Below are 14352 nucleotides of genomic sequence, written 5' to 3' on the forward strand. Positions count from 1 at the left end.
GCCCTTATAAGCCCCAATGCCGATGGCGCCGGGAAATCAAGATCGAAATACGTCGCTCGTGCGATTCGGTCGTTTAGACGCGACCGTGGCAACGACCTTAGACGGCCGCAGTTAAACGGAATTCAATTTGTCTGAACAGGCCCATAACTGCGTACCGTGAGAATGCAGTTGATGACCAATGCCGTCCGTGATTCACAATTTGCATTTTTCCGGATGATGGCCTAGCTAATCTGCAGAAAAGAAGTTATGTGCGATCTGCACGGGCCTTTCAGTCGCTTTGAGCGCCAGAAGGCTTGCTGGTCGCAGGTTCGATGGGTCATCGAGCGCAAGGTGGGACGCAGTTAAAATGCCGAGCGGTTCAAAAAACGGCGAAAGTGAGAGAGGTACTATAATACCCATAGACGTGGTGCTGACAACCTGTTCGCACCGCAAAAGTGCGCAACCAAAGCGGGTGGCGACCCCGTCTTCGTTGTCGCGAGGCACCCAGAGCGCGGTGGCCAAGCAATGGTTGGCGAAGATTCGCGATCTCCCGTCATCAGTGACTGCGGAAGCTCTTTACGCTGGACGAGGGTTCGGATTGGCGGCGGAAACCGCGAATCTAGCGGGCGCGCGCATGTTCGTGCTCTCCGCCGGTCTTGGCATCGTACCAGCTTCTCGATCAATTCCTGTCTACGGCCTGACAGTTTCGCTCGGTCACCAACAATCCATCTCCCGAAAGATCCTCGGCAAATTCGATCCGGCGGCATGGTTTGCAGCCCTTCTGCGGGGAGCCCACTCGGACGATTGGAAAGACGTAGGGGGGCGGAAGTCGGGGCGCATTCTGGTCGCCCTCTCTCGTCCATATGCTGAAATGGTGGGCGCCAGCCTCGCTATGGCCTCACCGAAGATGCTCGGTAGACTTAGAATTTTCGGTGCTTCGCTAGAAGGCGCCCTACCAGCTTCCCTGCACTCCGCCATTGCGCCCTACGATGAACGGCTCAATGCGATCTTTCCGGGCGCGCGTTCGGACTTCGCCCAACGTGCGATGCTTCACTTTGCGCGCTCGGTGGCCGTCAAGGCCAGCCGCGGGCGCGAAGACGATTTCGCCGCCGTGAAATCCGCGCTGCGAAGCCTTCGATTGCCCGAAGTGGTTCATCGTCCGCGACAAACGGATGAGGAACTCCTGGCGATTATCAAGAGACGTCTGCGGATGCAGTCAGGCTCGGCACACATGCTCGCAGCCCTGCGTCACGAGGAGGGCGTCGCGTGCGAGCAGTCGCGGTTCGGCAGGCTCTACCGCATCGCCTCCGGCAAGGGTGGGACGTAATGACCAGACCGAAGAAGACCGGCGAACCGGTGCTCGCGGTACGCGCCGTACGGACCCAACAGGCGGACAAACCGGTCTACGCCTTCTTCATGGCGGGAGCGGACATCCTCAAGATCGCCGAAATCAGCCGCGTCCACCGGGACGGCGACGGTTCCCTGCACGGCTTCCAGCGCAAAGGCATAAAGAGCCACGTTCAAGCCATCACGGATTTTCTCGACCAGGGCCCCGTGATCTTTCCTAATGCGATCATTCTCGCGATCGCGCCTTCGGCCCGATTCGTTCAATCGCGCGGAGAACGGCCGGAGGGCGATCTACGGATCTGCGAAGCCGGTACGCTGCGTATTCCGATGCCAACGGACGGCGCGAAATGCGCGTGGATCGTGGACGGGCAGCAGCGGTCGCTCGCGCTTTCCCAGGCCCAGAACAAAGCCTATCCGGTGCCCGTGGTGGCTTTCGTCTCGGAGGAGTTGTCCGTGCACCGCGAGCAATTCATCCTCGTCAATAAGGCCAGACCTCTCGACCCTCGCCTGATCAACGAACTTCTTCCGGAACTCGACGTGGTATTTCCGCGCGATCTTTCGTTGCGCAAAATTCCAAGCCAATTGGTGCATCTACTGCAGAGTTCTCACGACTCCCCCTTCAAGGGACTGATCAAGCGAATCTCGGAGGACTCCTCCGAAGCGGTCGTCACCGACACCACGCTGCTGAAGGCTATCCGCGGCAGCATCAACAGCACTCTCGGCGCATTGGCGCCCTACAAAGCGTCCCGCGGCACACCGGCCGACGTCGACGCGATGTTCCGGGTCCTCGTCGGTTTCTGGTGCGCGGCGCGGGACGTTTTTCCTGACGCATGGGGTCGCCCGCCAACCGACAGCCGGTTGATGCATTCCGCCGGTATCGCCGCCATGAGCGTGCTGATGGATCGGGTGATGTCCCGGGCGGCTCCGGGTGTCGATCTTCGGCAGCATGCTGCCGAAGCGCTCATGCGGATCGCTCCCCACTGCCGCTGGACTGCGGGACGTTGGAACGAGCTTCAACGGGACTGGAACGATATTCAGAACGTCAGCAAGGACGTCAGGATGCTGGCCGGTCAACTCATCCGCCTCGACCATGCGCACGCCTTTTCGAAGGTGGCATGATGCGCTTCGTATTCGCCGATAGCATCGACACCATCGATCCTCTGTACGACTTCCTCGCGGACCGCAACCGTCTCGGTCGACTAGTACATCGAGATGACCAGTATCCGCACGAATTCCTGGAAAAGGCGCCCTACGACGGGATTCTAATTTCGCGCGCCATCGTTGGCGACGCCGTCTATCCGGGAAAATATTCCGAAGCTCAGATGATGCGTTTCCGACGCGAGGGCGCACGGAGCTTTCTCAGATATCCGCTCAAGAAGTTCCCGGGCAGCATGCTTGTGGGCGACTGCGGCGCGTTCAACTACAAGAATCTTCCCGAGCCCCCCTATCATGCGCACGATACCGCCGAATTCTACGCCGATGCCGGCTTCACTCACGGTTGCTCGCCCGATCACCTCATCTTCGACTTCGACGAAGCAGGACTTGCGCGTTCCTTCCGCGATGTCTCGGACGACGTGCGCCGCCGCTACGAAATCACGCTGCAGAACGCAAGCGAATTCCGGCGAGAATCGAAGTCGATCGGCAAGTCGTTCACCCCTATGGGCGTGATCCAAGGATGGTCGACAGAAAGCATGGCAAAGGCGGCGCTCAAACTCGTCGGCATGGGATACGACTATCTGGCGATCGGAGGCACCGTTCCTCTCAAGATCGATCAGATCCGCCGGATCCTGTCCGCTTTACGAAGTGCCCTGCCGTCCCGGATCCGGTTGCACCTGCTCGGGTTCGGAAAGATCGAAGATCTCGCCGCCCTCGAGCAAAGCAACGTGACCAGCTTCGACACTACCTCTCCGCTTCTACGCGCCTTCAAGGACGGCAAGAAGAACTACTGGGTGCGAACCTCCAGCGGCGAACTTTCCTACTACACGGCGATCCGCATTCCTCAGGCGACCGAGAACAACAAGTTGAAGAACAAGGCGCGTGAGGGCAGCCTCAACCAGGAACTCGCGCGAAGGCTCGAAACGGCAGCCCTAGACGGCGTCCGCGGGTACGCGGCCGGCAAAGCCGGCATCGAGGAGTGCCTTGACGCGGTAATGGACTATTGGGCAGCCCTCAACTGGGACGCCGATCCTTCGCTGACGCGACGTTCCGAAGCGGCGCTGCGGCAGCGCGCCGTGTACTCGCGCACCCTTTCCGACCGCCCTTGGGAACATTGCGACTGCCGCGTTTGCCGTGAGGCCGGGGTCGAGGCGGTGATATTCCGCACATCGAACCGGAACAAGCGCCGCGGCATCCACAACCTTCACGTCTTCCATACTCACCTCAACGAGTTTCGCGCGGAGATCGCATGAACAAGCAACGGTTCTTCCACTTCGACGCCCTATCACCGGTCCAAAGTCCGAAGCTTACTGTCTTCACATTTGTAGCGAAAGCGGACGAGATCGCCAAGATCGCCCGAATAGAACGGGCCGGCCGGGACTGCAGCGGCACCCTGCAGGGCTTTCAGAGGCCGCAGATCGCGGGCCATATCCGTGAGATCCGTGACTATCTTGAAAAGCCGACTTCCATTCTTCCGAATCCTATCGTCGTCGCGTTCATGGGGAGCGCCAAACTAAAGCGCGCAGGTTCGGCCGCCGACCGGCGTCGCGAACTGATTGTAGATACCAAAGATGGGCCGCCTGGATGGATCGTGGACGGCCAACAGCGATTCACTGCGCTCTCCGAACTTCGCGGCCGCGATTTCGAAGTCCTGGTGTCGGGCTTCCTTTGCGAGACCGAGGAGGAACTTCAAAAGCAGTTCATCCTCGTCAATAATACGCGTCCGCTGCCGAAGGCCTTGGTCTACGAATTGCTGCCGAAGGTAGGCGATCTGCCGCCGCGTATGTCCGGCCGCTCGCAGGCAGCCCTCGTCACCGAGGCCCTCAACTACCGGGCAGGTTCCTCGCTGAAAGGGTTGATCAAACAGCAGACCAACCCGAAGGGCTCTATCCGGGACACGGTCCTTCAGCGTGTGATCATGAATTCGCTCAGCGACGGCGCGCTGAGGCTTTACGCCGGCGAGGATCAGATGCTCCTCAAGCACGGCGTTAATTTGATGAGCGAATATTATCATGCCGTGCAGCACGTGTTCGCCGACGACTGGGTAGGCAAGACGCCCAAGACATCGCGGTTGGTCCACGGCACTGGCATCATCGCGCTGGGATACGTCATGGACTTCCTGAACGGCCAAATCGGAGCCGAGTCTCGCGACGAATTCGCCCGCGGACTTAAACTGCTGAAGGGGCGCACAGCCTGGAGTTCGGGTGAATGGGAGTTCGGAAGCGAACGCCGCCGCTGGAACGGGCTTCAGAACGTGCCGGCGGATGTGCGTCAACTTACGCTGTACCTCACTCAAGTGCTTAAGCGGCGCTTGGCCGGATCAGCCAAGGCTGCGTGACAGAATGAAATACGCCGTCAAAGAGATGTTCTACTCACTGCAGGGCGAAGGGCGTCACGCCGGGAGACCGGCCGTATTCTGCCGCTTTGCGGGCTGCAATCTTTGGAGCGGCCGGGAGACGGATCGGGCGACTGCAGCCTGCAACTTCTGTGACACGGACTTCGTCGGCGTCGATGGCCTGGGCGGCGGCCGATTCGACGGCGCCGACACGCTCGCCGGTGCCGTAGAGAGAATGTGGGGAGGCGTCGGGGGCAAGCGCTTCGTCGTTCTGACGGGCGGTGAGCCCCTGCTGCAGGTCGATGATGTTCTGGTAGCCGCCCTGCACGCAGCGGATTTCGAAATTGCAATCGAAACCAATGGTACGCTTCCGGTCGAAACGCCGATCGACTGGATCACCGTGAGCCCGAAGGGGGCGACGACGCTTGTCCAAAAATCGGGGAACGAACTCAAGCTCGTATATCCGCAGGCGAATGTAGATCCTTCATCGTTTGAGTATCTCCAATTCGACCACTTTCTCCTTCAACCGATGGACGGTCCGCACCGGGACACCAACATGGCGAGCGCGATCGCGTACTGCCTCGATCACCCGCAGTGGAAACTTTCGCTGCAGACTCATAAATACATGAGCATCCGATGATCTACGAACTAAGCAAGGAGTTCCGCTTCGATGCGGCTCACACGCTCAACCGCACGATCGAGGTTGAACCGAGCCGACGCATCCACGGTCACTCATACAGGGCCGAAGTCGTGGTTCGCGGAGAGCCCGATCCTGAAACTGGAATGCTGATCGACCTCTCCCTCCTGGAGAAGAGTCTGGAAGACGCGAGGGATGGGCTCGACCATCGCTTTCTCGACGAGATAAACGATCTGGGTCCGGCGACAATGGAGAATCTGGCGGCCTGGATTTGGCGAAAAGTCGAAGGTGTGTGCCCGAACCTTTGGCGCGTCACCGTGAGACGCGACAGCGATGCAGGCGCCTGCAGCGTCTTCGGAAAGGAAACAGTCTGATGCCAGAAAACTCCGCATTGGTGCTCTTTTCAGGTGGCCAGGATTCCGCAACTTGTCTGGTTTGGGCGCTCGACCGCTTCGACCATGTAGAGACGATTGGATTTGACTATCGGCAACGGCACCTCGTTGAACTCCAGGCGCGCACCGAATTTCGCGAAGGTCTGGTCGCTTCTTTTCCTGCGTGGGCGGCTAAGCTCGGAGAAGACCGAGTTCTCGACCTCGGCGTCCTCGGCGACATAAGCGAGACGGCTTTGACGCGCGATGTCGAGATCAAGACGGCTCCGTCCGGGCTGCCCAATACGTTCGTTCCGGGCCGGAACATCATTTTCCTAACTTTCGCGGCAGCGATAGCCTTCCGGCGCGGCCTCAAGCATGTCGTCACCGGTGTGTGCGAGACCGACTTTTCCGGCTATCCCGACTGCCGCGACGACACTATCAAGGCCCTCCAGGTTGCCCTCAACCTCGGAATGGAAAGCCGTTTTGTGCTTGAGACCCCACTGATGTGGATCGACAAAGCGCAAACTTGGCGCCTCGCTCGACAACTCGGCGGTGAGCGCCTCGTCGGATTGATACGAGACCGGACGATGACTTGCTATCAGGGGGACACGCTTACAAAGAACGACTGGGGTCGCGGTTGCGCAAGATGCCCCGCCTGCGATCTGAGGCGGAGCGGGTTTCAAGCCTTCTCGGCAAGTTGAGTGCGAGATGGCCGACCGGGACTTGGTGTCGACGACCGCGTTGATCTCAGGCCGTGCGGCCGGACCATATCTCGCGGGGCTCTTCACTGTCCGGTCGGAGCGGCCGGCGGGCAATTTTTGTGAGCTAAGCACCGGACACATTGGATTGCCCACGATTTTATGAGGTCTGAGGTAGGCTGCCGGACTATTATTCCAGAAATGCTTACGTTTCTTCCACGATCTGCGCTCTCCAGGCCTCTTGCCATCACAGGCAGGTGGCACCGTTACAGTTCGGCCAGCCGAGGAAATCGAAGGAGCCCCATATCTCCCATTATTCTGACGAACATTATCGACCGTGATTGAACTGATCGAACGATTCTGAATGATTGTGCCCTCTGGTGCCGCGTAAGTGACAGACCCGCTAGGTCATTTCGCCGTATTCGGGGAGAAAACCCAACTATATCGCCTGCCGGGCAGGTAATCTCCCCAGACTGCGTAAATTGTTGAGGTGCACCGCGATGTCTGTTGGTGACGACTTTGCCGACATCATTCTAGGTCAAATCAGACGGCGACCGACCATCCTGAATTGATGGGATACGTACGTCCTAGTTCGGCCCAAGACCGGTGTTACTGGCGCCGCCCTGAACGTGGTCCTCAATCGCGCGCAGTATGCTTGTGAAGCCCCGGCCTTGCGCGAACAGGAGTGGTCGTTCACCGCGATGGCTTCGAATGAATTCCGTCGCGGCGTGCTTGGCGGACGTGGTCGTTACGACAAAAATGTCCGCGTTCTCCGCCATCGCCTTCAGCCTCGGGTTCCCACCATGGTCGGCGGAACAATCGACAACGACGGAAGGAAAAGTGCTCTCCAGGGCGGTCTTCGCCTGCCTGCCCGCTGACTCCGTCAAGGTGTAGATGGCGATCTTGAGACCTGACTGCAGCTCCTGTTGGCTATCTGCCGTTCCGCCCGAAATCACCGATTCAAGCGTATCGTCGTTCCATCCGACGCTCTGGGCCAACCCAGCGATGGAAGCGCGCTGCAAACCTGTCAGACGACTGCGCAACGGTTGAATCTTGACCAGCGTGTTGAGCCAGAAGGACTCCCTGATTCCGGACGATGGCGCCGGAAAGCTCACGGTATCCTCCAGCACATCGAGCAACCAGTACAGCGACTCCGTCCCAATACCCGCACCCAGCAATTCGTCGATGTCACCCAACAGGTCCCGGTATGTCTTTTCGGAGAGACCGGTGGCCAAGAGCGCGCCGATGAGAAGTCCGCTCGATTCGTAGATCCGGCGGCCACGGCGGTGGCTGAGTGCGAAGAGCGTCAGAAGCACGGAATAGACCGCCGAGAACGCCGGGCGCGGATATTCCGGATCCCGGCGGAGCCAAGCGACGAGTAAAGGAAGAGCGTCTGCGGCCCGCTCGCCGGCAAGCGAGTCTGCCTGGACATGCTCGAGCGCCACCTCGAGTTGCCTAACTGAACCCGGATCGGCTTCGCGATCGCCGATGGGCCATTCGTCCTTCCCCCGCCTGGCGATCTCGAGCGCGTCATCGAAGCTGGGATCGCCGGCACGCTGGAACCACTCGACCCAGTTTCCCGGACCCGCGACCGGAGTCCTATCGTCTGCCGCGAGTTCGCGCAGGGCCGACTTGAACGGTTCTGCAGTTCTGAGTTTCTGAAGATCTTCCGCGGAAAGACCCGACAGCTTTGCAAGCGCGGCATTGATCGCCGACAGCGAATTTATCTCGTCGGCCTCGACTACGGCGGTGCGAGCAGCATCCAACGCCGTTGCCGGGACGACTGGTGGCCTGACGATGTCGGCTTCGGCGCCAGCGACGTGCGCCGCCAGCCATCCGATCAAGCTCTCGTGACTCTTCAATGCGGTGACAATGTCCGGCCTGTCGCCGTCCACGATCGCCTCCATCGCATAGATGGTCCAACCGCCGGAAGTTGTTGCGGGTGGCGGCGGAAGAACAAGCAGCGGTTGAACGAGGGCTCGACAGGTCTCCTCATACCTCAGCTTTGACTTCTCCAGATTGCCGCCCGAAACGATATCGCGCAGCTGAACCGCATAAATGGCTTGCAGAAGGGTAGCCGTGACGGACGGAGGGCGCCGCGCCGCGCACAGTTGGGACAGTCGCGGCATGGAAACGATCGCGGCCCAGTCGGAAAAGGCCGCGAATAGCTGGATTTCAAGGAACTGAATATTGAGCGCATCGAGTCTCAACTCGGCCCTAAGCCGGTCGATGACAGCGGCGGCGGCCTCCCTTCGGCCGACGTTGATCTGGTCCTGGAATTCGGCCAGTAACCATCCCGTGGGCTCGGTCGGCCTACCATCCAGTTTCGGCGCGCGTGCCCAAGTGTCCTGAAGCCGTGAGAGCGCGCGGAGCGCCTGCGCCCTGACGTTTCCGTCAAAAGGCAAACCTAGCACCCCGACCTTCGCCGGTCGCGTTTCGCTGATCGTCTCTTCGACGACGTGGCCGGTCCTGAGTTGCGCCGGGATACCTGTAAACGAAGTAAGAGTCGGACCAGCAAACGACAGGAGAAGAGGACTCAGTTGCCGCCACTCCCTGTCGTTCGACGTCACCGCGTAGACACGCAGGTCGCCCGAAGGCTCCACGACAGGAACAAGCCCGCCGGGAAATTCAGCGTTGATGGCCGAGCTTGCGATGGAGATACAGAGTTTCCGGATCTCCTCGTCGCCGAGGCTGCCGCAACCGGAGATTAGATCGAGCTTCGCGTGTAACTCTGCCGACCTTTCGGAAGTATCGCAGATCATCTCATCCGCCCTTCCCATTGGCTCTCAAGCTGCACCGATTGTTCGGCTACCGCGGCAGGATCGCAACGGAGCAGGAGATGCTCGTCGTTTATGGTAATCCCGCTGACCGTCAGGTTCATGGATCCGCTGAGGAAGTAATCTGAGCCGAGAAGCCCTTTCGCATGGAAGTCCCTCTCAACGACCCACTTGAGCTTGTCACCATGAGCGGATCGCAGATCCCGCAATCTCGATATGAAGAAATTATTGTGCCCATGTTCCCTAATGACAAGTCGAATCTGGACGCCGCGAGCCAAGAGAGCACCCAGCACCCTCGACAGCCGGATCTGTGTCGCAGGCCAGTCCGGCTCCAGCGAAGCAAATTGTCGCGCCGAATTGTCCAGCAACTCGATGTCGGTGATCCAGGCAAAGAACAGCCAGAGTTTCGTACTAGGATAGATCAATTCAGCGGCAAAGAGACTTTGCAGAAGATCGCGGACGGCGCGCGATTGCGCCGGTCCATGCAGGTCGCGTGACGGGGCGGCCATCAGACTTGCTCCCTCAACACGAGTGATACCGATATGTTGCCGCTGATCCTCTCGACCCGTTCGACCGTCGGAAAAAACTGCAGAAAGCCGACGTCGACCGGCGTAGCTGCCAAATCGATCAGCGCGGATCGCAGACGGGGCGCAGCCGAACCGGATGCGACCAGGCGAACGCTTCCAAATTTCTCAAGAGCAGCGTTGAGCGCGGATTTCCATGAAGTTTCCGAGAAATCGACTTGCGGGGACGTCTCGCTCAAAAGCAGGCTTCGGACCAGCGCAGGATCCGTGGCGCGGGCGCCCCGATATGGATTGTAGGACTGAAGCGATTGCAGCCTTACCTCGGCGGCCCGCGGCCAAAGAAGATTGCTGACTGCTGCGATGACGGAGACACGGGCGGCACCCGGACCCGGAAGTTTTGCAAGAAACTTCCTTACCTCAGCGGAAATCGCCAGGTCCTTGGCGCAGATATAGCTGAATTCGCGGAGTCCAATCGTGATACCGAAGCCGCTTTCGACGGCGTCCCAGCGTTCCAGCAGATGCAACAGCAACGCATCGAGGGCGGGTCCACTGCCAGACCGGAGGAGCCTGCTCGTAAGTGAGACGGTGAGGGCGTGACTCAAGTCCACGGCACCCCGGCCAGCAAGCGCACCGGCGAACACTCTCCAGCGTTCGCCAAACTCCTTGTGACCTTCTGCGGCGCGGAGGCTGGTCAACCGCTCTGCGAATTCGGCGTCGCTTAACGACAGTTCGACCACTCGCCTCAGACCGTCATCGACCAATTCGAGATCGGTCGCCGACAGGGCAGCCTCAAGCGCGTTGAAAAGCACTCTCGGTTCGGACGCGAAACGGTCCGCAAACGCCTGTATGACACCCGCGCCTCCGAGCGTCGTCTCGGTCAACCAGATTCTCGACGTGCCGCTGTCGCTGTCGTCCTGTATGTCCACGAGCAGGCCTTCCACCGCGGCGTGCCGCGGCGCCGCTGTCATGCACGCCTGAAGAAGGGCCTCCCCGAGAGTATCCAATACCGTCCGTCTCAGCCAATGGCCGTAGGCTTCGTCCTCCCTTTCGTCGAAACGTCTGGCCAAGGCTCGCAAGCACGCGCGCACCTCCGGTCTGGCGATCTGGTCCGACAGACCTCTCTGCAAACGCGTGATTCCGTGCTGGCCCTGATGGTGATTTCCGTTCGGAAGCCCATCAACCGGATCATCGTCATCCCCCGCGTTTTCGTCGTCGGCCTGAAGCGGCGGCACCGCGTCGAACAGTTCCGACATGACTTCATGAAGAACCGCCTGAAGACGATCCTCGGCAAGAATTTCTGAGGCGGCTTCGGACAAGCTGCGCTGCTCGCCTGCCCTACCGCAAATTGCGGAAAGGAAGATCTGAAAAAGCCAATCGCGCTGGAAGTCGTTCAGATCAACGGGAAGATTCTCGTCGGATCGGAAGGATTCTTTCAGGAACCCCGTCCACGCGCTGGAGGCCAACTGCGCCGGAAGCTTGATCTTCACTAGTTCCGCGACGCTCGGGAGCGACAAATCAACGTAGAACCCATCGACCTCTAGCGCGAAGCCAACCGCTGCCGGACCCTCTGCGTCTTGAAATCCGACAGTGACGGCGAAGTCGTCTTGACGTGTGCGAACGTTGGCATGGCTTGCCGCGGCGAACCGCCTTACCGTGACGCTCGCGCGAAATCGGTGGAGATGGAATGAGACCGATCTAGCGTATGTGCGCCAGGATGACCGGGGAGGCACTGGAACAACCATGGGATCGCCATTGGTTGAAAGTTCACTCCGCCAAGAGAGGAAAGCGTTACTGCTGGGCAGCACGCTCTTCGGAACAGGCTGCATGCGTACAGTCCAAGGCCGATAGACCCGGATCGCGTCTTTCTCCGCCGGACTGTTGCAATTTGCCCGGAAAGAGCCGACGTACTCGAATTCTTCCGCGAAGTCCGATATTTGCAACAACTGAAACGGAGTGGCCGGATCCACGGGCACCCAGTGCGAGAGCCCGGCACGTTCGAAGGCAAACCTACGGGTAACCCTCCCGGGGGCGAACTGCCTGAGCGCCTGAAGGATCGGCATCGTCTCCATGCGCTCGTCCAGACCGCGTTGCGCGGCCGGCAACGACACCTGGACCTCCGGTAGACTGAGATCGCTGAACAGATTTCGCGGAACGAAGTCGGGCAGCGGATGATAGTCCACCTGATGATCGTGGCGATTGCCCTCGCCGGAAAACGCCAATTCCCATTGCCGGAAAAGTCGGCGCGCGAGCGTAGGCGCCGCCTCAAGCAAGATCGACCTGGGCGCCCGCCAGAGAACGATGTCCATCGTCGGTTCGTCGATGCACAGCGCTTCCGAAATGAAAGACCGGAGGTCCGCGATTACGACCTGCTTCCCGTTCAAGACATCCAGCAGAAGTGCCCTCACGCGCACCAGCACCTGATTCATCGCCGCGGACGGTTGCGGATGCGGCCTGCTCAATATGTCCCAGAGCCAAGCCTTCTCAGGGCCGACCGTTCTATCCGCCAGCCAATCGATGAATGAAAAGACGGCCTGCATCTTGAGAACGTAGAGATTTTTGACGGGAAGATGTTGCGGCTGAAGCGACGGATCGAACAAGTGCTCATACGCCTGATACAGCGCACGGTCGCGCCCGTAATCCGACAAAACGGTTATAGTGATGGGGCGCATCGTCGATTGACGGCCCGCACGACCCTTGCGCTGCAGGAAGGAAGCCATGCCGCGCGGCGCCTTGTGTTGGATAACGGCGCCGACGTGCGGATCGTTATACCCGACCTCCAGTGCAGCCGTTGCAACGACGATATTGGACTGCATGTTAACGCCGCTATCTTGCGAGGTGGTTCGCCCAACGATGAGGCGCTGATCCAGCGGATGGCCGATATCCTCGCACATTCGCCATCTTTGGCCTTCGAGGTCGCGCAACACAGCGTCGACACCTCCCGCACGCAGACTGGCCAGTGGAAGGACGTTCGCCTTGGGTTTTCCCCACCAGTCGTAGCCCTCAGCATCCCGGATGTCGTCGTACAGACGGTTGGTCACGTCCAGATCGTCGGTGAATAAAAAAGCCCTTCTTCCGAACAGGCCATGTGAAAGGGCCCTCTGCGGAGGGTCGAGCGAACGGGCGACCAACATGGCAGCCTGAATCGATGTCGAAAGGAGAGAGGCACGCGAAGCCGGGTCGCCCCTCAGGAGCAATTGATAGTCCGCACCGCGTTCCTCGATTTCATCTTCGCGAGGCGTGATCTCCACCACGCCCTCAACCGCCACGCCTGTCAGGTCAGCGAAAAAGGTTGGAGCCTCCGCGAGCGTGGCCGAAAGTCCCGCCCATGTGACGGGCGCTCCGAGCAGATGACGCCAGCGACGCAGCGTCAGGGCGATCTGCGCGCCGGTAGCGCCCTCGTAGGTGTGAACCTCGTCGAGAAGCGCCATGAAAGGTTTTTTTGAAAATGGAAGTCCGATTCCGAACAAATGCCGGGTCCAGTGGTCCGACATCCGCTGATTCAGCATCTCGGTTGTCGTGAACAGGATGTCCGGCGGCCGTTTTTGTATCGTCTCGCGGGTAAGGGCGATATGACTTTCGGGAACACGCCTCGCGCACACCCCGTTTGCGCAACGAAGTTCCTCACGCTGTGCCTCGACGTCCGATCCGCGCCACAGCAGTTCGCCATCGCACGCCGGACATCTCAGCCACGGACAAACGAAATCCGCGCCTCTGCGCTGCCATTTCTTGTCCACCTCGGCGGTGCTTGGCCCGTTCGGCGTCGCCCCGAAGAGAGCGCCAATTCGGACGGGCCGCAACCTTTTCGCCATGAGCACGGCATCGATCGATCGCGCATTCCGGTACGCTTCGGCAAACTGATCCTTCAGAAGCTCTGTCCGCGGATATACGGCGAGGACCTTGACCCAATGATCCGCCCCGATCGCTTCGCCGATGCGTATCAACGCCGGCAGATAGACCGCCAGCGTCTTGCCGCTGCCGGTCCCGGCCGTGACGATTGTCCCTGTATCGGCAGCCGGTCCCAAAAGTCGCGCGGTGGTCCTTTCCTGGAACGACGACAGCAAAAATCCCCCCCGCGACGAGGTAAGTGCCGTCCACAATTCCTGCCGCACACCGGTCGCGCCGAGAACCCCAGCATTATCTTTCAATACCGCTTGCGGCGCCCGGTCGCGACAGGGAAAACGACGCGGTCTTCGGTCTACCCTGAAATCCGCCACGAGGCGTGGCGCACTCTGCCAAGGCTTTCCCACGAACAGTTGCCTAGACGCCGCCAAAAGCCGCACCATCTCAGCGAACCTGGATCTATAGCGCTCGTTCGATCCGCCGCTTCGGTGTTCGAACATCACCTTTGCATCGAGCAACTCCTCGATGAGATCTTCCGGAACGCCGCCGCCATCGGCGACCTTGCCGGCCAACTCGAAGAGTTCGTCCTCCGACAGGGAGCCGTCCGTGAAGCCCCAGGCGAGCGACTGTATCTCGATTTTTTCGATCGCGTCGAGAAGTCGGAGAGCGGCCGAAGAAACTGTCACCTG

10 protein-coding genes are annotated in these 14352 nt (G+C 59.9%); 7 read left to right on the top strand and 3 right to left on the bottom strand.

Going from position 1 to position 14352, the window contains the following annotated elements:
- Nucleotides 1-613 precede the first annotated feature (613 nt).
- From ABID59_RS21335 to queC, 7 genes are read left to right on the top strand one after another with little or no spacing between them, the layout of a single operon-like run.
- Nucleotides 614-1306, top strand: coding sequence for a hypothetical protein (locus tag ABID59_RS21335; RefSeq protein ID WP_354084664.1), 693 nt, complete (start codon nucleotides 614-616; stop codon nucleotides 1304-1306).
- A complete protein-coding gene (dbpB, locus tag ABID59_RS21340; RefSeq protein WP_354084665.1) occupies nucleotides 1306-2445 on the top strand; it encodes a DGQHR domain-containing protein DpdB in 1140 nt (379 codons plus the stop codon). Before ABID59_RS21335 ends, dbpB (ABID59_RS21340) begins: the two co-directional genes overlap by 1 nt.
- A complete protein-coding gene (gene dpdA / locus ABID59_RS21345) occupies nucleotides 2442-3734 on the top strand; it encodes a tRNA-guanine transglycosylase DpdA (RefSeq protein WP_354084666.1) in 1293 nt (430 codons plus the stop codon). The genes dbpB (ABID59_RS21340) and dpdA overlap by 4 nt, the downstream gene beginning before the upstream one ends.
- Nucleotides 3731-4819: a DGQHR domain-containing protein DpdB gene (dbpB, locus tag ABID59_RS21350; protein WP_354084667.1), complete on the top strand. Its 1089-nt coding sequence runs from the start codon at nucleotides 3731-3733 to the stop codon at nucleotides 4817-4819. Before dpdA ends, dbpB (ABID59_RS21350) begins: the two co-directional genes overlap by 4 nt.
- Nucleotides 4820-4823: 4 nt before the next feature.
- Nucleotides 4824-5456, top strand: coding sequence for a 7-carboxy-7-deazaguanine synthase (gene queE / locus ABID59_RS21355; RefSeq protein ID WP_354084668.1), 633 nt, complete (start codon nucleotides 4824-4826; stop codon nucleotides 5454-5456).
- Complete coding sequence (locus tag ABID59_RS21360) at nucleotides 5453-5827, top strand: 6-carboxytetrahydropterin synthase (RefSeq protein WP_354084669.1); 375 nt, start codon at nucleotides 5453-5455, stop codon at nucleotides 5825-5827. The genes queE and ABID59_RS21360 overlap by 4 nt, the downstream gene beginning before the upstream one ends.
- The gene (gene queC / locus ABID59_RS21365) at nucleotides 5827-6525 is read left to right on the top strand and encodes a 7-cyano-7-deazaguanine synthase QueC (protein WP_354084670.1); all 699 of its coding nucleotides are present in this window, start codon (nucleotides 5827-5829) and stop codon (nucleotides 6523-6525) included. Before ABID59_RS21360 ends, queC begins: the two co-directional genes overlap by 1 nt.
- Before the next feature lie 584 nt (nucleotides 6526-7109).
- Here queC and dpdD read toward each other — a convergent pair.
- The 3 genes from dpdD to dpdJ are packed head-to-tail and all read right to left on the bottom strand — an operon-like array spanning nucleotide 7110 to nucleotide 14349.
- Nucleotides 7110-9284 (bottom strand): protein DpdD, encoded by a 2175-nt coding sequence (gene dpdD, locus ABID59_RS21370; protein ID WP_354084671.1) that lies wholly within the window; start codon nucleotides 9282-9284, stop codon nucleotides 7110-7112.
- Nucleotides 9281-9808: a phospholipase D-like domain-containing protein DpdK gene (gene dpdK / locus ABID59_RS21375; RefSeq protein ID WP_354084672.1), complete on the bottom strand. Its 528-nt coding sequence runs from the start codon at nucleotides 9806-9808 to the stop codon at nucleotides 9281-9283. The genes dpdD and dpdK overlap by 4 nt, the downstream gene beginning before the upstream one ends.
- A complete protein-coding gene (dpdJ, locus tag ABID59_RS21380) occupies nucleotides 9808-14349 on the bottom strand; it encodes a protein DpdJ (protein ID WP_354084673.1) in 4542 nt (1513 codons plus the stop codon). Before dpdJ ends, dpdK begins: the two co-directional genes overlap by 1 nt.
- Between the last annotated feature and the right edge of the window lie 3 nt (nucleotides 14350-14352).

This window comes from Bradyrhizobium sp. S3.3.6 (assembly GCF_040546905.1).
Classification (GTDB): domain Bacteria; phylum Pseudomonadota; class Alphaproteobacteria; order Rhizobiales; family Xanthobacteraceae; genus Bradyrhizobium; species Bradyrhizobium cytisi.